Genomic DNA, 20,663 nt, shown 5'->3' on the forward strand with positions numbered 1-20,663 from the left:
CAAGTCAATATGGATTACTCATTGATCAAGGCGCTGCACATCAGCGCGGCGCTGAGCAGCTTTGCATTCTTTTTGCTGCGCGCCACATGGTCACTGCGTGCCTCGCCTATGATGCAGCGGCGGTGGGTGCGGGTGTTGCCCCATGTGCTCGACACCTGCCTGTTGGCGCTGGGTGTCAGCCTGATGATTATGCTCAGTGCCTGGCCGCAGCAAACGCCCTGGCTGGCGGCAAAGCTCTCTGCCTTGCTGCTGTACATCGTACTGGGCAGTGTTGCGATAAAGCGTGGTCGCAGCCCTGCGCAAAAGGTGGTTTTCGCTGCGTTGGCGGCGCTGGTCTTTCTCTATATGCTCAGCGTGGCCTTTAGCCATAACCCACTTGGGTTCCTGGCGCTGCGCTGGTAGCGCTTTTATGCCACGCGTTGCAGCCGTCGCGGCGGCCTGCTGGGGTAGTTGGGGCCGGTGGGTTCGGAGTGATCCAGCAGATAGGCCTGCACCGCATCGCGTACCGCGCGTCCGCCACCCTCAACACCGTGATGCCCAAACAGCCGATTAAACTCCAATACATAGGGGTGATTGCCGACCATGGCAATATCGAACCCTGCGTGATTGATATCCAGGCTGCGTGCTAAGTGCAGGGCGAGCTGGGTGGCCGCCTCGGGAACGGTGCTGTGGTCACACAAGCCGCCCTTGGCGACATTGTTGTAAAAGCCCTGTTCAGATTGCAGACGCCAGTACGCCGAGAGCACCTTGTCGCCGATCACCACCACGCGAATATCGCGGTCGATCGGCAGGTACTCCTGAACGTAGATCACGTCGCTGCGTTGCAGGTAGCGCTCCCAGTCGGCGCGATCGCCGATCAGCCATACCCCGTCGCCCTGAGAGGCCTTGGGCAACTTAGCGACAAAGGGCAGCAACATGTCGTGCCACACTCGCTGCGCGTTTTCAGGCGTGTTCGCCAGGATAAGCGTTTGCGGGCAATGCCCGGGGGCGACAATTTCAAAGGCGCGCGTCATCTCAATTTTATTGTGGCCGAGCCGATAACTGGCCTCGCTGGGGAAAACCCGCGCGTTCAGGCCATAAACCAGCGCGTTGAGCTGCCAGTACTCCGGGTAAAGCACCCAGTCGGCATTGCTTATATCTTCGCGACAACGAAAAATATCGTCGGGTTTGAGGACTTGTGTATCGGCGAAGCCGAGGCTGCGAAACACATCGAAAGAGATCCAGGCCATGGTATAACACACGCAATTGAACGGCGGGTTTTTACGGTGAAATGCCCGGTCCGTCAATAGTAGTAAAACGGAATTTTTAGCAGTTTTTTCAAGGAGTGATCGGCAGTGAAACAATGGTTATTCAAAGGGGTGATTGTCGTCACCGGGGTGGCGTTGCTGTGGATGTTTCGCGTGGCAATTATCGAGCAGTTTGGTCAGCGCATGATGAATAACGTCCAGCAGTTACAAACGCAAAATCTGGAGCGCATCGCCGCGCACCAGGCGGCCCAGCAAGCGCAGCGGGACGCCGAGCAACAGCGCATTCTCCAGCGAAAAGCGGCGGCGCGGGCAAAGGCAGAGCGGCAGGCGAAATTAGAGCGGGCTTTCGAGCAGCAGTACACGGCGCCGGGCGGCTGCCATAACTGGCAATCCGATCGGCACATGGTTGAGTGCGTTAATCACCGCATGCGCGCCAGGCGGGCATTTTACGAGGCGCAGGATAAGCGCCTGCCGCTAACGCAACGTGACGGGGCGAGCGTGCGCAGCGCCGGCTGACGGCGAGCACGATATACCGCCGCCTAAGCCGTTTGTGCCTTGCGACGCTCCAGGTAGCAGGGCAGCATAACGAACCACTCTCACCGGACGAGCGCCGCAATGACCGCCTTTACCGACAGCAGCTACTACTCACAGACCTTCTCAGAGCTTGAGATGCAGGATCAATGCATCGAGGGTGTGGAGTTTGAGGGCTGTCACTTCAAACAGTGCAATTTCTCTCAGGCCAGTTTTCAGCGCTGCAATTTTGTCGACTGCGAATTTGAACAGTGCGACCTCAACTTACTGGACCTTGGCTACAGCAAATTTTCAGACAGCCTGTTTCGCGACTGTAAAATGCGCGGCGTGGATTGGTCGAAAGTTTCCTGGCCACGGGTATTGTTTGCCGCGCCGGTGCAGTTCTTTCAGTGCCTGTTAGACGACGCCTCGTTTTACGGCCTGCAATTACCGGAATTGATCGTGGAAGACTGCCGGGCCTGTCGCGCAGATTTTCGTGAGGCAGATCTGAGTCAGGCCAGTTTTCAACGCAGCGATTTAAGCGGTGCCCAGTTTTCAAAAACCGTTCTTGAGCGCGCGGATTTTCGCGACGCACAGAATTATCACATTGATATTTTTCACAATCGCATTAGCGGCGCAAAATTTAGTCGCTACGAAGCGCTTAGCCTGCTCGACAGTTTAGATATTGAGCTGAGTGACTAGGGCACCTCTGACTAATTGAGTTACGCCTGTTGCGGCTAAAAATTCGTCAATCCAGGAATGAGAAGAGAAGTTTGGAATAACCAGACGTCGCTTCCTTCGCCCTGCTGGAGGCAAGGATGACCTCCGGCAGGTGCATCTCAATTAGTGTTAGCAGGCCCTGGGTTTTATCGCTAAAAACACGGGTTTTTATCGCATTGATTCACGGCCTCAATACTAATTATTGCTGCGCTGAATGCGTAAAATGTATGTATGATCGCGACATAAATAATGCGGTAGAATTTGTCCGTTTTTCCCTTGCGATCCGCTTTTTCAATCTATATCGTGCCCGACAAATTTGCTGTCGATAGGTGACGCGCGGTGTGTTTCACGCTCTGCATAAACTATCGAACAGCGTGTTCATTCCCTGGCGATGTAGAAGGAAAACACCATGCGTAACACATTCTCTGCTTTGGTTTTGGCGAGCGGTATTGCTGCAGCGTGCCCAGCGCTTGCTGAAGAAGACCGTTATTTTGGCGCCGCGGCGGGACAGTTCTCCGTAACCGAAAGCGGTGAAGAAGCGGAGCCGGCCTTTGCCTTTTTGCGCTATGGCATGGAATTTAACGACTACCTGGCGGCCGAGTTCCGCGCAGGTATGGGGCTGGGCGATGACAGCGTCAATATCGAGGGAATGGCAGTGGAAACTGAGCTCAAGCAACTGCTCGGCGCCTACCTGAAAGTGGGTTACCCCGTAACAGAAAGCATTTATCCCTATGTATTGCTCGGCGCGTCGCACACCAAATTTAATGCCTCAGTGGCGCAGCGCCTCGGCCGAGTCACGGTTAGTGAAAAGCGCGACAGTGTTTCCTACGGCCTGGGCGTCGCGTTTGAAGTGAGCGACCTGCTGGCGATTACCGTTGAGCAAACCCGTTACACCGATAAAGACGAGCTGGAAATGGACGGCTTGAGCATCGGTTTTAGCCGCAACTTCTAAACGATGGCGGGCGCAAGGCCCGCTTATTGCCGCGTTTTCAGCAGGTAGTCAAAAATCGGCAGGGTGATGTTGAAATTGCACGCGGCCATTTTATCGCGCTGATGATGAACGCGGTGGCTGTGTCGCAGAGAGCGCCAGCCAGGAATACAGGCAAATACCCGCTCGGCCGCCGTGCCCTCGGGAATGTGATAGCTAAAGTGCAGCACCTCGTACAGCAGGTAGCCGCCGATCGCGGCGATCACATAGAGGTAGGCGATGTTCGGGCTGGCGATCTGGTTTAACACCAGCGCGCCGGGTATTGCCAAGCCGACAATAAACGCCACGATCAAATAGCTGGGAAACAGCACCACGCGCCAGTCCCGCGAGTTGGCGTAGTCCATATCGTCGTGCAGAAAAAAGCTGTGATGATCGCCGGTGTGGCGTTTGTAAAATAATCCGCCCAGTCGGGTTTTGCGGTGCCCCAGCCAGCGATGGGCGTAGTACTCGGCAAAGTTCACCACTATTAAGGTAATCGGCAGCGCCAGGTACTCGGCAGGGGAGGGCTGCTCGGTTTGCATAACGGCGTAGGCGATCACGGCTAACCCCATCGCCGCCACAATAAACATGTGCAGCCAGCCGGAATAGTAGGGGCTGATGTCGCGGCGGTAGCGCTCTCTAAACGCCAGCATGGCATCGCGTTGCATGGTGTCTCCTCCTGTAAAGCTGCCCAGAGCATAGCTATTGAAGCGGGTCTTGGGTAGTGGCTTACGAGAGTTGTTTGAAGCACCGATTTTCAATCTTGAGCGTGGCGCGGGCCGGGCGGTAGTGGAAGTGGCGGCAGGCCGTTACTATAAGCGCTACATATTTATCGCCATGGACCCTGCCAGTGCCGAGCCAACCCGCTGATACCCCGTCGCCTGCCAGCACCCTGCGCCGCGTTGCGCTGCTACTCGGCCCTGGCTTGCTGGTTGGTGCGATGCTGCTGCCTGCACCGGCGGGTATGAGCGATACCGCCTGGCTGTGTGCGGCGCTGGCGTTGTGGATGGCGCTTTGGTGGGGCACCGAGGCCATTGCCATTCCCGCTACGGCGCTGCTGCCACTGCTGTTCGCACCCATCATTGGTCTGTCGCCCCTCAAGGCGGTGGCGGCGGCCTATGCCCACCCCATTGTGTTTCTGTTTATGGGCGGCTTTATGCTTGGCCTGGCCATGCAGCGCTGGCAGTTGCACCGGCGCTTGGCGCTGACCATATTGTGCCGCGTGGGCGCGGAGCCGCGTCGGCAAATTGCCGGCTTTATGGTCGCTACTGCCTTTCTAAGTATGTGGGTAAGTAACACTGCCACCTCGGTAATGATGTTGCCGATAGCGATGTCGGTGATTGGTCTGTTGCCTGAGTCCCTGGGCGCCGCAAGGCGCAATTACGCTATCGCGTTGCTGTTAGCCATTGCCTACAGCGCCAGTATTGGCGGCATGGCTACCCTGATTGGCACGCCTCCCAATGCTCTGCTCGCCGCCTACTTACAAAGCAGTCACGGCATTGAGGTGGGATTTGCCCAGTGGATGGGCTTGGCGCTGCCGCTGTCGCTTGCAATGTTAGTGATCTGCTGGCGGCTATTATGTCGCCGCGACTTTAGCGGCGTTGCCGACTACAGCAATGCCGACATCAGCCGCCAAGCGCTGAGGGAAATGGGGCCGATCACCACTGCCGAGCGCCGCGTGGCCATTGTTTTTTGCGTGGCCGCTGCGGCGTGGATAGGCCGTCCCTTTGCCGAGCAACTGCTGCCGGGCTTAAGTGATACCGGCATTGCACTGGCGGCGGCGCTGAGTTTGTTTGTGATTCGCTCCGGTGTGCCGGGCAGCGCACTACTGGACTGGAAAACCACCGAAAAGCTGCCCTGGGGTGTGCTGCTGTTGTTCGGTGGCGGGCTTGCGCTGGCAGCGCTGATTGGCAGCTCGGGGCTGGCCGAGTGGATCGCCAGCCGTTTTGAACAACTGGCGGCGCTGCCACTGGCGCTCATATTGCTGTTGATCGTGAGCGTAATGATCTTCCTCACCGAGCTAACCAGTAACACCGCCACCACGGCGGCGTTTTTGCCACTGCTCGGTGCGCTGGCGGTGGCTCAGGGGATATCGCCCCTGCTGTTTTGCTGCGCGGCGGCGTTGGCGGCCTCCTGCGCGTTTATGATGCCGGTGGCGACACCGCCCAATGCCGTGATCTTTGGCAGTGGCGAGCTGGAAATTCGCGATATGATGCGCGCCGGTTTCGCCCTGAATCTGCTGGGTATTGCGCTGGTGTCACTGTGTAGTTACGGTGTCATCACGCTGCTATGGCTGGCTTAGGAAAGCGCTTATTACGCGCAAACTAACAACAACGATAACGAGGTAAACATGAATATTCCGATGATCTGCATCGCGGTACTGGGGCTGCTGTGTTTTGTGCTGGGTTTAAACGTTAGTATTGCACGCACCAAGGCCAAGCGCGGTAGCGGCTGCCCAGACGACCCGAAAGACCCACTGCACAAAGCCATTCGCGCCCATGCCAACACGGTTGAATACGCGCCAGCGCTAATGGTGTTGATCTACATTGCCAGCCAGGCACAAATGGCCCTGTGGGTGATGTGGACCATGGTGGCCGTTACCGCCTGCCGCGTGCTGTTTGTGCTGGGCATTCTCACCACGCGCACCATGGCGCGCCCCAACCCAATGCGGTTTATCGGCGCACTCGGCACTTATGCGGGCGGTATAGCGCTGGCGGTTGAAGTGCTGTTTCAGGCGATGGGCTGGCGGGTAATGTAAGCCTGCCCTAGTCATCAAAGCGCGGCGGCCGTTTCTCAAAAAAGGCCGCTGCTGCCTCTTCAACATCCCCGCTTAAACCGTTCAAAATCTGATTGCGATTCTCCAGTTGCAGCGCCTGCTGCAGTGACTGGGCGTTGAGGTTTTCCCACATTGCCTGCTTGGTCGAAATCACGCCATAGGGACTGAATTCAGTGAGGGAGCGCGCCAGTGCCCGGGCTTCTTCGGTCAGTGCCACATCGCTGGTAAGGCGGGTGACCAGGCCCCATTGCTCGGCGCGCTCGGCATCGACCACACGGGCGGTCAGCATCATGTCGTGGGCGCGACTGGCACCGATCAAACGCGGCAGGGTATAGCTCACACCAAAGTCGCAACCGGAAACCCCCAGGCGAATAAACTGGCTACAAAAGCGCGCCGTGCTTGCCGCTATGCGCAGGTCGCAGGCCAGTGCCAAGGCCAGTCCGCCACCGTAGGCGTGGCCGTGCACAGCGGCAATAATCGGCTGCTGAATGCGGCGCATCAGCAGCGCAATATCGGCCATGTATTCCTGGGCGCGCATACCGGCGCGGCTTCCGGCTTTGATCTCGCCAATGGTGTCGCGCAGGCTGTCCGTATTGTTTTGGTCGAGTAAATCCAGGCCAGCGCAAAAAGACTTGCCCGCGCCGCTGAGAATAATCACCCGTACGCGGTTGTCCTGATCAAGCAGGTGCAAAGCGGCCTTTAATTCGCGCATCAGTTCCCAGCTCAGCGCATTGCGGGACTGCGGGCGGTGCAGTTGCAGCTCGACAATCTGGCCTTCCAGCGGCGTGATGCGCAGGCAGTTAAAGTCGGGGTAGTTGCTCATTGTGCTAATCCTTATACGCCGCCTTACAGCACCATAAAGCCGCCGTCGGCGACGACAGTGCTGCCCGTGGTGTAGCGCCCCAGGTCGCTGGCCAAATACAGTACCGGGCCGAGAATTTCGTCCGCGTCGGCAATGCGTTTTTGTAAATTGCTTTGCAGGGTGGCCTCTTCAAAGCCCGGTACCTGGAAGCTGTTTTTCACCATGTCGGTCAGGTAGGTGCCGGGGGCCAGCGCGTTAACGCGAATGTTCTTATCGGCCCACTCGGCGGCCATCACTTTTGTCATGGCATTCAGTGCGGCTTTGGTGGTGGCGTAAAAGCCCATCAGTGCCGAGGGCTTTAAACCACTAACCGAGATCACGTTGATAATGCTGCCGCCGCCGCTTTTTGCCATATGGGGTGCCAGCCGCGAGGCCAAATACCAAGGCCCCTTCAGGTTCACATCCACCATTTTGTCGAACATGGCGGGCTCCAGTGCCGATAGCTCGCCAAAGGCGGGGTTGATGCCAGCGTTATTGATCAAAATATCCACCTTGCCCATCGCCTCCAGTGCTTGGCTGATTAAGGCGTCGAGGCTGGCGCAGTCGCCAGCGTGGGCAGCAATGGCCACGGCGCGGCGGCCGCAGGCGCGCACTTCCTCGCAAACGGCTTCGCAGGCCTCCAGCTTGCGACTGGCCACAATAATATCGGCGCCGGCTTTCGCCAGGCCGAGGCTCATGGCGCGCCCCAGGCCGCGACTGCCGCCGGTAATTAACGCGATTTTGCCGCTGAGGTCGATGTTATGCATGGTGATGGCTCCCTGTTTTTATCGTTGGTGGGCTGCGACCATAGTAGGTGGCAAAGTAGCGGCCCGCCAATGGCAGAGTCGGCCAAGCTGTTAGCCACACTACCGGCCGTGCTATAAACCTTGGCATTGCCACTACCTTCAGTTTCGGGCAGCGCCAAACTGCCGCCAAAGGATGTATTCATGTCTGCACCGCTATACGACGAGATTCACTGCCTCACCCTCAATCTGCTGCGCGCCGCCGAGGGCAACGACCGAAAGGGCGAGGCCAAAGCCTTTCAGGCCTTAAAGGCGCTGTGCGCAGACAATGCCGACACCGAGGCCGACCACCCCCTGCAATGGGAGGCCCTGGGCGATTTTTCCAACAACGTGGAGCAGGCCATTACCGCCTACGAAACCGGCTTAGCCTGCGCTGAGCGCGCAGGCCTGGATGAATATATCGCCTCATTAAATTTCGCCCTGGCAGAAGTGTTTGCCGAGCAGCAAGACCTGGCGCGGGCGTTAACGCATGCCCAGCGGGCCAGTGAGCTGAGTGAACAGCTCGATGACGGCAAGTTTGCCGAGGCGGTCAGCGAGCTGGTGGCGCAACTGGAGCAGGCGACAACCGAGCAGTGAAACTACCCCAAAAAGGAGAGTGTGATGGCCAGTGAAACGCAGCAACAAGGCAGTTGTTTATGTGGCAAGGTGTCGGTTTTTGCCACCCCGTCCTCTATGCATATCGATGCCTGCCACTGCGACATGTGTCGCCAGTGGGGCGGCGGTCCGCTATTGGCCGTGGAGTGTGATGGCGAGGTGCGGTTCAGCGGTGAGGAATATATCAGCCGTTATCAGTCTTCTGAGTGGGCCGAGCGCGCCTTTTGTAGCCAGTGCGGCACACACCTGTTTTATCGATTAACGGCCGACAACCATTACGCTCTGCCGGTGGGCTTGTTTGGCGATGTGGGCTGGCAATTTAGCAAGCAGATCTTCATCGACCAAAAACCAACCTACTACGCGTTTGCCAATGCCACCGAGAAGTTGACCGGCGAAGAAGTGTTTGCCGCCTACGCAGCTAAGTAGCGTTGCTCCGGCGGCAAAAAAGCACCCGCGGCGCAATGCCAGCGGGTGAAGGGGTTAGAATTGATAGCGCGCCTTGATCCAGTACTGGCGTCCGGGTTCGTTCACGCGAACGGCCGTTGGGTCGAAGGGGTCAGATGAGGCGGTGTTAACGTGGTAGGCGTAATTCTTATCCGCCACGTTTTCCACACCGGCTTCCAGCGATAGCGCGTCGGTCACTTCCCAGTTCCCGTAGATATTCACCACACCAAAACCGGCAGTTTCTTCCGGTACATCGTTGTTGACATCAATACGGTTTTGACGATCGGCAACAATCCATTGAACGCCCACCGACCAGCCATCGCGCTGATAATCAACATGGGTGGTGGCTTGCAGCGGCGAGATATTCGCCAGGTCGCCGTTGTCGCCTTCACCCTCGGTATAGGCAATACCCACCCGCGCAGATACGCCGCCAAACAGTGGTTTGCCCGCCTCCAATTCCACGCCGCGCAACTGGGCGTTGGTGTTGCGGTACAGGGTGGCAGTGCCGCGATTGTAGCGCTCGATGTAGTCGGTCACTTCGTCCCAGTACACCGTGGCCGACCAGTGGCTGTCGCCCTGGCGAGACAGCAAGGTCAGGTCTAGTTGCTGGTGAATTTCCGGGTCGATATTGGGGTTGCCCACCCAGCTCTTGCCCATGGCGCTGCGGGCAATAAAGTTCTCGCTGGCATCCGGGTGGCGAACCGAGCGGCTAAGGTTGGTGCTAAACAAGGTGCTTTCGCTCAGCTTGCGGTCCCAGCCCAATACCAGGCCCAGGTCATTGGTAGTGGCCTTGTTGCTGCGCGTGCCGTAGTTAGCCTGATAAAGGTTGGCGGGGGTGGCCGCGCCCATCATGCCGGCGGGTTTTTCGCTGGAGGTAGCCTCAGAGCGGAACTGGTCATAGCGCACGCCTACACGCAGCTCATCCACCGCGTTCAGCTTGTAGTCCAGTTCGGCAAACAGGCCCGTTAGGCGCTGCTCGATATCGGGCCACATGCGAGACACCAGCATATCGAAGCTGCCGTCTTTGCCGGCATCCATAAACAGGTCGGCACGGCGGTCGTTGGCGCGGTGGTCGATACCCACTCGCCATTCGCTGTTGTCGCCATTTAGCGTGGCCATAAAGCGGCCGCCCCAGGTGTCCGATGAACTGGGCGCTGCCATGCCGTTGGGCATCGCGTTGCGCGGGCGTAGCGTGTAGTTGTCCATCAAGTGCGTAACATCGCTGCGATACAGATTCAGAGACAGCGCATCTACCGGGCCGATCGAGGCGTTGTAATCCCACTTAAAGCGGCTGGTGGTGGAATCGGCATAGGGTGCGTCCATGCCGTTCCCGGCATAGAACAGGTCTTCCTCGTTGGCCACCTCATGAGAGGCTTCAAGATAGTGGTTGCCGATATCGCCACCTACAATCACGCCAAAGCTGTTGGAGTCGAAGGCCGACGACACGGTGTTGCCGTCACCATCATCGTAGTTGTCAGATTCAATATTCTCACCGAATACGCGAACAAAGCCGCGGTCATTGCCTGCGGCAAAATCCACCGCTGCGCTGCGGAGGTCGGAGTTGCCGGTGTAGCCGAGGCGAACATTGCCGCGATAACCGCTTTCATCAAATTCCGGGCGTTGGTGTTCAAACAACAGCGTGCCGCCGCTGCCGCCCGCGCCGTAAATCACCGAGCGATTGCCCTTAATAACCGAAACCTGATCAAAACTGTCAAAGCCGACATAAGTGGTCGGTGGGTCCATGCGGCCGGGGCAGGCGCCGTAGTTAAACGCGCCATCGGAAATAATATTCAACCGGTTCTGACTCTGGCCGCGAATAATTGGCTCAAAGCCGCGACCGCCACGCCGCGTGGCACTCATGCCCGTTACCGAACGCAGCAACTCACCGGCGTCGTGCACCGGCTTGGTGAGCGGCGCATCGCTAAAAATCTGATCCGCTGTCGGGTCCAGGTCGCGCTCAGCCGTCACCTCTACCAATTCAATGGCCAAATCATGGTTGGCCAAACCCAGTGCGGGCGCCATTGCGAACGCCGTCAGTAAAAATTGCTTCTTCACAGAAAAATCGCCTAATTATAGATGTCGGCAATAGTCTAATGACTGACTCAACGCCTGAGGATGTGACATGGTGTCGCACCAAACCCGCCGCAAAACACCGACGTCGGCAATTAAATTCACAAATAAAAGAACGCTTGGCGGTTAGTACACCGTTAATTCGCCGGTTCCAAGCCGCCAAAGAGTGTGGAATACTGAATGCAGCATGAGTACCTGGTTATGGCGCTGCAGGCCCCAGCAAAACGCCACCGCGTACTTAAGAATGGAAGCAATAAGTGACTACGGCATGGATGTGAAACCCTCCTTAAAGCACACCCCCAGCAAGCCCGCACTTGGCGTACTTCGCGATTGTTCTCGTGACTTCCCGATAAGGATTGTTGTGAGGACGAAGCCCTCTTTAACGAGCTATTGTGTGTCGTGAAGATATATGTCGCCATATTTATAGTGGTTTGTGCCGGCTGTGTGGTCAAACCTGAAAATTCTCGTACGGTTTGGCAGTCGGTTGAGGGCTGTTGGGAGTACGTAACTGAACAAGTACCGGGTATTAGGAATTTAATGCGTATGTGTGTGGCCAAAGATGTGGCCGTAATGCAGATTTACTATCCTAATAATCCTTCGCTTTTAGGGGGAAGTCCGACGACCTGTATACAGTATGGGGTGTCTGAAATCATTCCTTCTAACAATAAATTCATAATATATCTTGAACCTGGTAATTGTGAAAATGGCAGGGAATTGCAATCGACGCGTTTTGGTTGTGATTTAAAGAAAGATTTGGTTTGCAGGGATCGTGAATATTTTCTCAGATTCAAACGAGTCAAAAACGAATAACAAAGCCATAAAAATCGCCTTACTCTGTGGGCAGAACCTCCCCCAACCTCGAGGTGGGCAAGTGTGGTAAAGATTCATAGCAAAGAACGCGTTTTTGAATACGCGGTTGATTTTGAAATTAAAGTGGTGGAGCTAACTGACTAGCTCGATGTAGATGCGACACAAATCGCAGAGATATGGGGTCTGTATCCGGTGATGGTTTATCGTTGGTGGCAGGAGTACCGTGAAGGCAAGTTTGTCGCCTCCCCGACGAGACGCATCCACATGACAAAAGGAGAAGCTGAACCTAAATTAGGTGAGGTCAGAGTTATAGTCGTCAGTGAGGCGATGTGGCAATTTAAAAGTTGAGCATGTATCTATGCAGTTGGCATTAGTGAACGATGAAAAGGTAGAGGCGTTTTCGGGAGGCAGAGGAAACTGCCCTTGTTGCGGTGCTGAAACTATCGCCAAGTGTGGTCCGAGAATAATGCATCATTGGGCTCACCATAGAATCAGGGATTGTGACCCGTGGTGGGAGAACGAGACCGCTTGGCATAGAGAGTGGAAAAATAAATTCCCATTAGAATGTAGGGAAGTACCTCATGTAGCGGAAGACGGAGAGATACACAGAGCTGATGTTAGGACTCCTACGGGCATAGTGATTGAAATTCAACACTCTACTATGACCGATGCAGAGCGAGTTTCTCGGGAAGAATTTTATCAAAATTTAGTATGGATATTAGACGGTTCAGTATTTCAAGATAATTTTGATATTTATCATATTTTGCCAGATCCAAAATCGGAGATAGCTCAAGACCTAGTTTGGAATAAAGCAAAAAGACATATGAATGGAGCTAATTCGGGACTTTTTTTCGGCTGTCTGAGGCGCTTGAAGATGATCCGTCTGTCACCAAGGCTACCTTACGAAGCGGCTGGGTTCATGGGATATATGATATTGAAGAAGAAGTAGAAAACGCATACAACGGTTACCACCAATACGATTGGGTTAGGCCAAGAAAGACTTGGTTAGATGCTAAGTGCCCCGTATATATTGATTTCGGCGATGAGTACTTAGTGAAACTGGATACATATGATGAATCTGGGCTTAGCTGTATCAGGTTGGTTGCAAAGTACAAGTTTGTACATGATGTAATGGTTGAAAAAAGAGTAGAAGATATTGCTACGCAGTTTTACCCAATTGTGTCAGGCAGGTCCTGAAAAGGTGCTGTAAGGGGCAATGTAGTTCTCCTGATTGATAGACACCTTCTGATCATTCAGGAGGTGTAGAAGTGCCAAAGTGTATGAAGTCATGGAAGACGACTGGTTATTCAAATAGTAAAGGCCGCTCGACAATCGTTGAAACAAGACAGGAGTTGGGGCCTCCCCAGTTAGTAGTCACCCATTTCGATGAAAGCGTTAGCGATCTATGTGAGCCACAACAGAGCTAAGAAAACAGATGAACATTCTCGAAGCGCTACAAAACCTAAACTATATAGCGATTGCTTCTGCAGCCGTCGCTAGCTACGTGCTTGGTTTTACTTGGTATCACTGGGCGGTTTTTGGTGAGGCATGGGCAAATGCATTAGGCCTGACAAAAGAGGAGGCGGAGAGTACCGAGGGTCTCGGCGGTGCATTTGCCGCTTCCCTGGTGTCAGGCTTGGTAAAAACACTGCTTCTCGCGTTGCTAATGTCGGCACTTCAGCTATCGGGTGTGCTAGCCGGAGCTGCGTTAGGTGCGGCCCTGGCTGTTGCATTCACCGGTACGTCGTTGGCTTACTACAACGGTTTTGCGCGTACGTCTTCAACGCTCACGATAGTCAATGCGGCGCATAGCCTCGTTGAGTTGGCACTAATCGGCGCAATTCTCGGGGCATTTTCTTAATTAGTTTGATCCAGAAATAGTGGTTAACGGTGTCGGGAAAACAGGTGGCTTGAAGCCTCTGTTGTGCGAGTGTTTTGTTGTGGAATTTAGGTAAGTGATGACGGTTCGATTTATCTTTGCAGTGTTACTGTTGCTGGCTAATGCCGCGTATGCAGAAAGCATTCGCGACTATGTAATGGGCCGAGAAGATGGTTCGAGCATCCATTATTACCTTCTGCAACCTTCCACCGCGTCAGCGAGCGATACCTTATTGCTGATCCTCCAAGGTTCTGATTGCAACAGTGTTCTGCAGGTGGAGGCAATATTTTCCGACTACCGAAACGTATGGCCAGAAGCGGATGTTCTGCTGATTGAAAAATACGGCATTGATAAGGCGCTGAATTTTAGCGCGGATGTGGAGCGTAGCGATTGCCCTTCCCAGTATTTGAAAAATGATAGCCCGCAACAGCGCGTGGCTGACATTGAGGCGGTTCTCTCTGCCGTAAGGCAGCGTGGACGATACCCGAACCTGATTGTGCTCGGTGGTAGCGAGGGTGCTGCGGTCGCAAACATGGTGGCGGCAAAGGTTGATGAGGTAAGTGCTACGGTGGCGTTCAACGGTGGCGGGCGCTGGTTTATTGATGATGTGATTCACAGCATTTCGGCAAGTGCGGAAGATAGCGCCGATGTCGAAGAGGCGGTTAACAGCTTTAGCGGTTTTTCGCGCCATATCCTGAATAGTCCGCCATCTGACCTTGTGGTGAGTGGTCATGGTTACAAGTGGTGGAATGAAATGCTGTCTCTGGATCAATTGGCACTTCTCGGCGCGGTCGATAGCCCTTTGCTGATTGTTCAGGGAGGGAGAGATTTATCGGTATCGCCTAAGAAGGTGGATGAGTTAGTGGCTGCTCTTCGCAAGGCTGGAAAAGATAATATTGAATATCGAAAGTACGAGGAGCTGGATCATCGCCTCGGCGATCCTCGCGGAGTCAGTCAGCGAAGTGTTGTGGTGAAGAATATCAATCGCTGGTTGCGCGCAAATATCGGTGGCTCAAAGGCGCGTGAATAGCCGGGCGCGTACGATTTTTCGACAGAGGTAGTGTGTAGTTCCTTATGCGATTTTATCGGTATAAACGAGAAGAGACTCTCAGCTACCACAGCTTTGGTGAGGTGCTGATTTATGTGTGCTATTTGAGTGATACCCGCGGAAATCGTTGCCCCGGTGTAACGCTGTTAAATTCGGACTCAATAATTGAAGTGCCTTATCCGTTGACGCCGTCCACCGCTAATTCGTTCGCGGAGTTCCTTGAGCGGGTGGCGAATGGTGATGTGCCAAGTAGATTCAAGTTGGCAGGGCGTGGGACTGCCCCCACATCAATTCGCTTTAGCAAGTTCGATCAGCGAGGAATAAGGAATAGTTTTTTTCACGGTATATTTATCTTTGGTCGTCTCGTATGGGGAACCGCGAGACCGGCATCGTTAAAGGCCTGTGCGAGTAGCCTGCGCAAGTTGGTGTGGTAGGTTTTTGGCCCGTGAGCGGTTCAGCGCGGGTGCTTCTTATATTGCCCAGGCGTTGTACCTGTCCAGCGTTTAAATGCATGAATGAAACTGGCGGTTTCAGCGTATCCCAGGCGTTCTGCAACCGACTCCACACTGAGATTTGCCGTGTTCAGCAATTCAATGGCGACGCCTTGCCGGGTTTCATCTAATAGTTCGCGATAGTGACTGCCATTCTCTTCCAGGCGCCGACGGAAGGTGCGCGGGCTCATGTGGAAATGCTTTGCGGCTTCGTTCAGCGAGGGCATGGCGTCGATGTGCGACAGCAGCAGGGCGCGAACCTCGCCAGAGAACCCTGATAGTGCTTTGCGCTTATTGAGTAACTCTTCGCATTGCTGCACGCAGAATGCGGCGGTCGCCGGGTTGGCTTTCGGTGTGGCCTTATCCAAAAGCGCCTTGTCCAGCACCAGGCGATTCATGCTGCTGTTCAAATGCACTCGTGTGCCTCGAAGAATATCGGGCAGTGTCGTAAACGGCAGTTCACCAATACTTAGATATAGCTCTCTGGGGCGCATAAGCGCTTCCCCGGTCATTTCCCGTATTAGCAAAAGCGTGGTGGCGAGTTGCCTCTCCAGCACAAATGTCCGCAAGTGCGGCGGGATGTGTTCGATGCCGATATGAATTTCGGCCGAGTCTTCCTTTTCGACAAAGTCATATTTCGCTAATACATGGGAAAGGTCGACGAAGCGAACCCCGACTTCGATTGCGGCGCGTAACGTTGGACTACTAATAATGGCAAACGCCCAGATGCCCAGTGTCGTGAGCTGGTAGCGCATGCCGGCCTGCAGCCCCAGGCCTTTGACGTCTGGCAGGTGCCGCACCAGGTTGTCGATGACTTGCAGCTCTTGGGAAACCGTAACCATTGCCTCGGGATCAGTGAGGTCTTGTACGGTGATAGCCGTGCTGTCCAGGCATTGGTCGAGGCTAAGGCCATATTCGATGCCAAGGTCGGTCATGGCCTTGATGCTTGAGATGGCGCGCTTGTTCGGCTGAGTATCCATGATCGACTTTTAAGTGATTTGGCCATAAATATCAATTAATTGACCAGCTTGATCATCACTCCGCTGGCCCACTTTCCTTACAGTAGTGTGGCACTACAGGAGAGGCAGCCATGCGCAAAGCGTTGATTATTGTTCAAGAGCAGCAGCTATCCCAGACCGACATCCGCCGTCTGGATAGTTACATCAAGCAGCATTACCAGCGGTACATCGGCACGGAAAAATTGCTGACGATCTGGAATCGTATTCCCGCTGGCCAGGCCTTCACTAAATACGAGGACTCGCGTTCATCGCTGGTGACGATGGAGTGCGAAAAGGGGCTTGAGCAAGCCAAGCGCGTTGCAATGATGAAGGCGCTGGAGAAAGACTGGCTGGCGTTGACCGCGCAACACCCTGACGAGCTAATGCTGGCTGTGGTCGAGGAGGATTTGTTTGCAGGGTTGTTTGAAAGCAGCCGGGAAAGGCTCGACTTGATTGGCCGTCTGCACCTCGTTTTTAAGATGCTCTGTTCTTTTTTAAAAGCGGCTCTCTCGGGTGCGCCCATTCAGTTTAACCCGAATCTTTAGGAGCCTTGCTATGCCCGTATATAACGTCGCTACTCGCAGGCCGCTGAGTTACGAAACGCGTAAGAAAACCGCGGATGCCATTACCGATATTCACTGCGCTATGACCGGTGCCCCCGCTGAATTCGTCAATGTGATCTTCATGGAAGGACATCGTATTAAGGGCGGCCATGATGTTGGTGTGGTGTGCAATGTTCGTAGTGGCGGTAACCGCAATGCCGAACTCACCGAGGATTTACGCCTGAGGATTCGCGACGGTATTGCTGAGGCGACGCAGTTATCTACCGAGAAGGTGTTAGCGACGCTGCTTGGCTTTCCAGCGAGTTGGGCGATGGAAGGCGGGGAAATTTTGCCAGAGCCGGGTGAAGAACAAGCGTGGCTTGAGCGATCACAGTCCGCAATATAGTTGAATGGTTAGTGCAATGTGTTTCACTCGCGAAAATCACCAGTTTGATAGCCATGGTCTGACTTGCGCCGCCTGGCTTTATCGCCCCGAGCAAGAGGTGGATAGAGAACAGGTAATCATCATGGCTCATGGTGTGGCTGCCGAGAAAAGCTTTGGCTTGCCAGCATTTGCGGAACGTTTTGCCGCTCTCGGATTCACCGTTTTCCTATTTGATTATCGCAACCTGGGCGACAGTGAAGGTGAGCCGCGAAACTGGGTGTCGCATTGGCGACACGCTCAGGATTGGGATAGCGCCATTAATTATATGCGCCGCTTGCCGGGTCTGGAAGGCACCAAACCAATCTTGTGGGGGTCGTCCTTTGGCGGCGGTCACGCGATAAGCGCGGCTGCTCGGCATGACGGTATACGCGCGGTTGTGGCGCAGGTGCCATTCGTGGACAACGTGGCCTCGGTGTTTGCAGTCGGCTTACTGCATGCCACCAAGGGGCTGGCAGCAGCGTTGCTGGACGTAGGCTTATACCTGCTTACTGGCAGGTCGTTCACCGTGCCCGTGGTGGGTCGCCCGGGTCAATTCGCCGCAATGAACACAGCGGAGTCCTACGATGGCTATATGCGTATCGTGCCGGAGGGTTCTAACTGGGGGAACCGCCTGCCGGCGCGCTTTTTCTTATCGATTGGTGTGTTTAGCCCGCTGCGCCGAGCCGCGAGGGTAACTTGCCCGGCGCTGATTATTGCAGGCAAAGATGACTCCCTGTCACCGCTGGCGGCGGTGAAAAAGACCGCCGAACGGATGCCGCAAAGTCGATATGTTGAGATGACCTGCAACCACTTTCAGCCTTATGTCGGTGAGTACTTCGAAGAGAATATTCGCCACCAAATCCGCTTTCTGAAGGAGCTTGCCCAATGAGTGGAGAACGTCGAATCAATGTGAGCGTGGACGAGCACATTGCCACCTTGTGTTTCAGCCATCCTGACGGGCACTACATGGTGGGCGAAACCATCAATGCCTTGCATGCCGCTTTCACAGTGCTGGAAAAACGCGATGACGTTCGCGTTATTATTCTGGCGAATCCGGAGCCGGGGGTATTCATCACGCATTACTCGCTGGATGAGATTCAGCGGGTGACAACACCAACGCTGGGGCTAAGGTCACTGCTGGGGAGATGGTTTTTGCCAGCCGTCAGCGTGACGATGAGTCTGGCGCGCCTGCTTATTCGCGTTGATGCGATGCGCCCATTGCGCGGTTTGGTCGATCGTTTGGCGCGGGGTACACCCTTGGAAGGTGCGCTGGTCTATGCCCGCGCTAATCGCTTTGTGCTTCAAGTGCGCCGCAGTGCCAAGCCCGTAATTGCCGCCATCAGTGGTAACACTCAGGGCTATGGTATGGAGTTGTCATTGGCGTGTGACTTCCGGCTGATGGCGCGCGGGCCAGCCGACGAGCCCTATCACCTGGGCCAGATTGAGAGTTTGGTCGGCCTTGTTCCTGGCTCCGGCGGTATGCATAGCCTTACGCGCTTGATTGGAGAATCCAAAGCCCTGGAGCTCTCTATGCTGGGCAGGCGTTTAACGGCAGATGAGGCCGAGAAAATGGGTTTGCTCTATCAGGCCGTTGATGAGGCTGAGCTGGAAGCTGCGAGCAAGGCGCTGGCTACGCGCCTGGCCAGAAGAAGCCCATTAGCGCTGGGCTACATCAAACATTGTGTTCATACAGGGCAAAATCTCCGCTTTGCCGATGCCCTAAAGACTGACGAGCCCCGGTTTATGGACACAGCCTGTACACAGCAGGCGCGTGTTGCCCATGGTTGGCAACGTGATGCACAGGCACAGGGCAAAACAGTGAATCAGGCCTTTGACGAACATGAGCTTATCGACCTGAATGGGTGATCACATAACGGCGAGTGAGCAGGGGGGTTACCGCAGATCATCCTGCTTGGAATCAATGCCCGGAAATCTGCGGTTGCGGCCCTGGCTCGCGCGAGCGTACTGCCTGTTACGCATGGTCAATCTCATAGCGCGCTACCAAGTCGCCAAGCTGGCGAATTTGAATCGCCTCGATACCGTGGCTGGAGAGGGCGTCTGAAATCACAACCACTTTATCGGTTTCGCTGAATTCGTCGCGGCTCATCATTATGTGAGCGGCGTTGGCGAGCGTCTTCTCTGGGTCGGAGCTGAAGTTGATGCGGTAGCTAAGCACGTTGCGGTTTAACACCAGCTTGCGGCGGGTGCGACTGTCGTTAGTAAACGCGCAGATGATGGAGCTTTGGGGGTGGCAGTTGGTGACCAGGCTGGCCATCAGTCCGCGCCGTGTTGGCACAACAATCGCCTTGGCTTGAATGGATTCAGCCAGCTTCACCGCGGCGGCGGCAATTTCCTGTTTGTCGTTGTCCATGATCAGTTCATCGCTAAAGCGCAGGCCGCGATTCTTCTCAATGGAGCGGGCAATGCGGTCTAACACCTCCACGCATTTCACCGGGTATTTGCCCACGGTGGTTTCCCCCGACAGCATAATGGCGTCCGCCTCTTCGTACACGGCGTTGGCAACATCGGTGACTTCGGCGCGGGTCGGCATGGGGTTTTCGATCATTGACTCCAGCATGTGAGTGGCAACAATCACGCGACGGCCGTATTTCGCGCACTGGGAAATAATTTGCCGCTGAACAATGGGCAGCTCTTCAAAGGGAATTTCCACACCCAGGTCGCCCCGGGCGACCATCACACCGGCGGCTTCTTGAATAATGGCGTCGAGGTTTTTAACGCCTTCCTGGTCTTCGATTTTGGCGATAATTTTTATCTTATCGACCTTGTCGCCCAGCAGGGTTTTCAATTCCCGTATGTCGTCGGCGCTGCGCACGAATGACAGGGCGATAAAGTCCACCTCTTGTTCCATGGCAAACAGAATATCGCGGCGGTCTTTCTCGGTAATGGCGGGCAGGTTTACGCGAATACCGGGCAGGTTAACGTGGCGCTTGCTCTTCAATACGCCGCCGTCGATCACTCGGCACTGCATGGTGCGCTGTTCCTTGCTGAGCACTTCCAGATTGATCAGGCCGTTGTCGACGGTGATCTTGTCGCCGATATTCACGTCGTTGATCAAGTCTTCGTAATTGATCTGGATCGAGCTGGCCTCGACATCGGCCTCGCCCCGCGCGACCACCGAAATCACATCGCCGGTTTTCAGGCTGAGTTCGTTATTGATATCGCCGGTGCGAATCTCCGGCCCCTGTGTGTCGATCAGCACCGCGACCGGGTGGTGGAGTTTGCGGTTGAGGGTTTTGATGGACTTAATAATTTGCGCGCAGCTGTCGTGTTCACCGTGGGACATATTCAGGCGCACGATATTCATCCCGGCGTCGGCCAGTTTGTGCAGTGACTCGTAGTCGCTGGTTGCTGGCCCAATGGTGCAGATGATCTTCGTTTTGCGCATAGCTTGCCTGCTGTTTGATTGTCTATGCAGTGATTATGGCAAAAAAATCGACGTGTGAAAGGGAATTGTGGTTTGCGCCCTGTCGTGGGAATT

Annotated in this window: 23 protein-coding genes; 16 read left to right on the forward strand and 7 right to left on the reverse strand. The window is 55.0% G+C overall.

Annotated features, from left to right (window positions below; translation table 11 throughout):
* Positions 1–9 precede the first annotated feature (9 nt).
* Positions 10–402 carry a SirB2 family protein gene (locus ABNS66_RS01385; RefSeq protein WP_286839395.1) on the forward strand — a complete coding sequence of 131 codons (393 nt, stop codon included), beginning with the start codon at positions 10–12 and terminating at the stop codon, positions 400–402.
* Positions 403–407: 5 nt separating this feature from the next.
* Here ABNS66_RS01385 and ABNS66_RS01390 read toward each other — a convergent pair whose 3' ends face one another.
* Positions 408–1,229 carry a hypothetical protein gene (locus tag ABNS66_RS01390; protein WP_286839397.1) on the reverse strand — a complete coding sequence of 274 codons (822 nt, stop codon included), beginning with the start codon at positions 1,227–1,229 and terminating at the stop codon, positions 408–410.
* 105 nt (positions 1,230–1,334) lie between these two features.
* Here ABNS66_RS01390 and ABNS66_RS01395 point away from each other — a divergent pair, with 105 nt between their 5' ends.
* From ABNS66_RS01395 to ABNS66_RS01405, 3 genes are all read left to right on the forward strand, one after another.
* The gene (locus ABNS66_RS01395) at positions 1,335–1,763 is read left to right on the forward strand and encodes a hypothetical protein (RefSeq protein WP_286695372.1); all 429 of its coding nucleotides are present in this window, start codon (positions 1,335–1,337) and stop codon (positions 1,761–1,763) included.
* A gap of 99 nt (positions 1,764–1,862) precedes the next feature.
* On the forward strand, positions 1,863–2,459 hold the full coding sequence (locus ABNS66_RS01400) for a pentapeptide repeat-containing protein (RefSeq protein ID WP_286839400.1): 597 nt from the start codon (positions 1,863–1,865) through the stop codon (positions 2,457–2,459).
* A 427-nt stretch (positions 2,460–2,886) separates the two neighbouring features.
* Positions 2,887–3,429 carry a porin family protein gene (locus ABNS66_RS01405; protein WP_286695374.1) on the forward strand — a complete coding sequence of 181 codons (543 nt, stop codon included), beginning with the start codon at positions 2,887–2,889 and terminating at the stop codon, positions 3,427–3,429.
* A gap of 23 nt (positions 3,430–3,452) precedes the next feature.
* Here the strand turns inward: ABNS66_RS01405 and ABNS66_RS01410 are convergent, their stop codons facing one another.
* Positions 3,453–4,112, reverse strand: a complete 660-nt coding sequence (locus ABNS66_RS01410) for a sterol desaturase family protein (protein WP_286839403.1) — start codon at positions 4,110–4,112, stop codon at positions 3,453–3,455.
* Positions 4,113–4,149: 37 nt separating this feature from the next.
* Between ABNS66_RS01410 and ABNS66_RS01415 the strand changes: the two genes are divergently transcribed.
* Genes ABNS66_RS01415 through ABNS66_RS01425 form a run of 3 tightly spaced genes read left to right on the forward strand, consistent with a single transcriptional unit; the run spans position 4,150 to position 6,202 of the window.
* On the forward strand, positions 4,150–4,314 hold the full coding sequence (locus tag ABNS66_RS01415) for a hypothetical protein (protein ID WP_286839405.1): 165 nt from the start codon (positions 4,150–4,152) through the stop codon (positions 4,312–4,314).
* On the forward strand, positions 4,295–5,746 hold the full coding sequence (locus tag ABNS66_RS01420) for a DASS family sodium-coupled anion symporter (protein ID WP_286839407.1): 1,452 nt from the start codon (positions 4,295–4,297) through the stop codon (positions 5,744–5,746). The genes ABNS66_RS01415 and ABNS66_RS01420 overlap by 20 nt, the downstream gene beginning before the upstream one ends.
* A 48-nt stretch (positions 5,747–5,794) precedes the next feature.
* On the forward strand, positions 5,795–6,202 hold the full coding sequence (locus tag ABNS66_RS01425; protein WP_204994977.1) for an MAPEG family protein: 408 nt from the start codon (positions 5,795–5,797) through the stop codon (positions 6,200–6,202).
* 7 nt (positions 6,203–6,209) lie between these two features.
* Here the strand turns inward: ABNS66_RS01425 and ABNS66_RS01430 are convergent, their stop codons facing one another.
* A complete protein-coding gene (locus tag ABNS66_RS01430) occupies positions 6,210–7,043 on the reverse strand; it encodes an enoyl-CoA hydratase/isomerase family protein (RefSeq protein ID WP_286839410.1) in 834 nt (277 codons plus the stop codon).
* A 23-nt stretch (positions 7,044–7,066) separates the two neighbouring features.
* Positions 7,067–7,828: a glucose 1-dehydrogenase gene (locus ABNS66_RS01435; RefSeq protein ID WP_286839411.1), complete on the reverse strand. Its 762-nt coding sequence runs from the start codon at positions 7,826–7,828 to the stop codon at positions 7,067–7,069.
* A 180-nt stretch (positions 7,829–8,008) separates the two neighbouring features.
* On the opposite strand from ABNS66_RS01435, the gene ABNS66_RS01440 reads away from it, so the two are divergent.
* Positions 8,009–8,440: a hypothetical protein gene (locus tag ABNS66_RS01440; RefSeq protein WP_286839413.1), complete on the forward strand. Its 432-nt coding sequence runs from the start codon at positions 8,009–8,011 to the stop codon at positions 8,438–8,440.
* Positions 8,441–8,464: 24 nt separating this feature from the next.
* Complete coding sequence (locus ABNS66_RS01445) at positions 8,465–8,884, forward strand: GFA family protein (RefSeq protein WP_286839416.1); 420 nt, start codon at positions 8,465–8,467, stop codon at positions 8,882–8,884.
* 54 nt (positions 8,885–8,938) lie between these two features.
* Here ABNS66_RS01445 and ABNS66_RS01450 read toward each other — a convergent pair whose 3' ends face one another.
* The gene (locus tag ABNS66_RS01450; RefSeq protein ID WP_286839418.1) at positions 8,939–10,957 is read right to left on the reverse strand and encodes a TonB-dependent copper receptor; all 2,019 of its coding nucleotides are present in this window, start codon (positions 10,955–10,957) and stop codon (positions 8,939–8,941) included.
* Between the two features lie 1,462 nt (positions 10,958–12,419).
* Here ABNS66_RS01450 and ABNS66_RS01455 point away from each other — a divergent pair.
* The 3 genes from ABNS66_RS01455 to ABNS66_RS01465 all read left to right on the forward strand — a co-directional run bounded on the left by ABNS66_RS01455 (position 12,420) and on the right by ABNS66_RS01465 (position 14,691).
* Positions 12,420–12,731: a hypothetical protein gene (locus tag ABNS66_RS01455; protein ID WP_286839419.1), complete on the forward strand. Its 312-nt coding sequence runs from the start codon at positions 12,420–12,422 to the stop codon at positions 12,729–12,731.
* A gap of 486 nt (positions 12,732–13,217) precedes the next feature.
* Positions 13,218–13,643 carry a DUF1761 domain-containing protein gene (locus ABNS66_RS01460; protein ID WP_286839421.1) on the forward strand — a complete coding sequence of 142 codons (426 nt, stop codon included), beginning with the start codon at positions 13,218–13,220 and terminating at the stop codon, positions 13,641–13,643.
* A 97-nt stretch (positions 13,644–13,740) separates the two neighbouring features.
* Complete coding sequence (locus ABNS66_RS01465; RefSeq protein WP_286839532.1) at positions 13,741–14,691, forward strand: prolyl oligopeptidase family serine peptidase; 951 nt, start codon at positions 13,741–13,743, stop codon at positions 14,689–14,691.
* Between the two features lie 472 nt (positions 14,692–15,163).
* On the opposite strand, the gene ABNS66_RS01470 is transcribed toward ABNS66_RS01465, so the two are convergent.
* Positions 15,164–16,180, reverse strand: coding sequence for an AraC family transcriptional regulator (locus tag ABNS66_RS01470; RefSeq protein ID WP_286839423.1), 1,017 nt, complete (start codon positions 16,178–16,180; stop codon positions 15,164–15,166).
* A gap of 110 nt (positions 16,181–16,290) precedes the next feature.
* On the opposite strand from ABNS66_RS01470, the gene ABNS66_RS01475 reads away from it, so the two are divergent.
* Genes ABNS66_RS01475 through ABNS66_RS01490 form a run of 4 tightly spaced genes read left to right on the forward strand, consistent with a single transcriptional unit; the run spans position 16,291 to position 19,030 of the window.
* Complete coding sequence (locus ABNS66_RS01475; protein WP_286839425.1) at positions 16,291–16,743, forward strand: hypothetical protein; 453 nt, start codon at positions 16,291–16,293, stop codon at positions 16,741–16,743.
* A gap of 10 nt (positions 16,744–16,753) precedes the next feature.
* On the forward strand, positions 16,754–17,146 hold the full coding sequence (locus tag ABNS66_RS01480) for a hypothetical protein (RefSeq protein ID WP_286839426.1): 393 nt from the start codon (positions 16,754–16,756) through the stop codon (positions 17,144–17,146).
* Between the two features lie 16 nt (positions 17,147–17,162).
* Positions 17,163–18,053 carry an alpha/beta fold hydrolase gene (locus tag ABNS66_RS01485; RefSeq protein ID WP_286839429.1) on the forward strand — a complete coding sequence of 297 codons (891 nt, stop codon included), beginning with the start codon at positions 17,163–17,165 and terminating at the stop codon, positions 18,051–18,053.
* Positions 18,050–19,030, forward strand: coding sequence for an enoyl-CoA hydratase/isomerase family protein (locus tag ABNS66_RS01490; protein WP_286839431.1), 981 nt, complete (start codon positions 18,050–18,052; stop codon positions 19,028–19,030). The genes ABNS66_RS01485 and ABNS66_RS01490 overlap by 4 nt, the downstream gene beginning before the upstream one ends.
* A gap of 106 nt (positions 19,031–19,136) precedes the next feature.
* Here ABNS66_RS01490 and pyk read toward each other — a convergent pair whose 3' ends face one another.
* Complete coding sequence (gene pyk, locus ABNS66_RS01495; RefSeq protein WP_027874860.1) at positions 19,137–20,570, reverse strand: pyruvate kinase; 1,434 nt, start codon at positions 20,568–20,570, stop codon at positions 19,137–19,139.
* Between the last annotated feature and the right edge of the window lie 93 nt (positions 20,571–20,663).

The organism is uncultured Spongiibacter sp. (genome assembly GCF_964011655.1).
GTDB classification, from domain to species: domain Bacteria; phylum Pseudomonadota; class Gammaproteobacteria; order Pseudomonadales; family Spongiibacteraceae; genus Spongiibacter; species Spongiibacter marinus.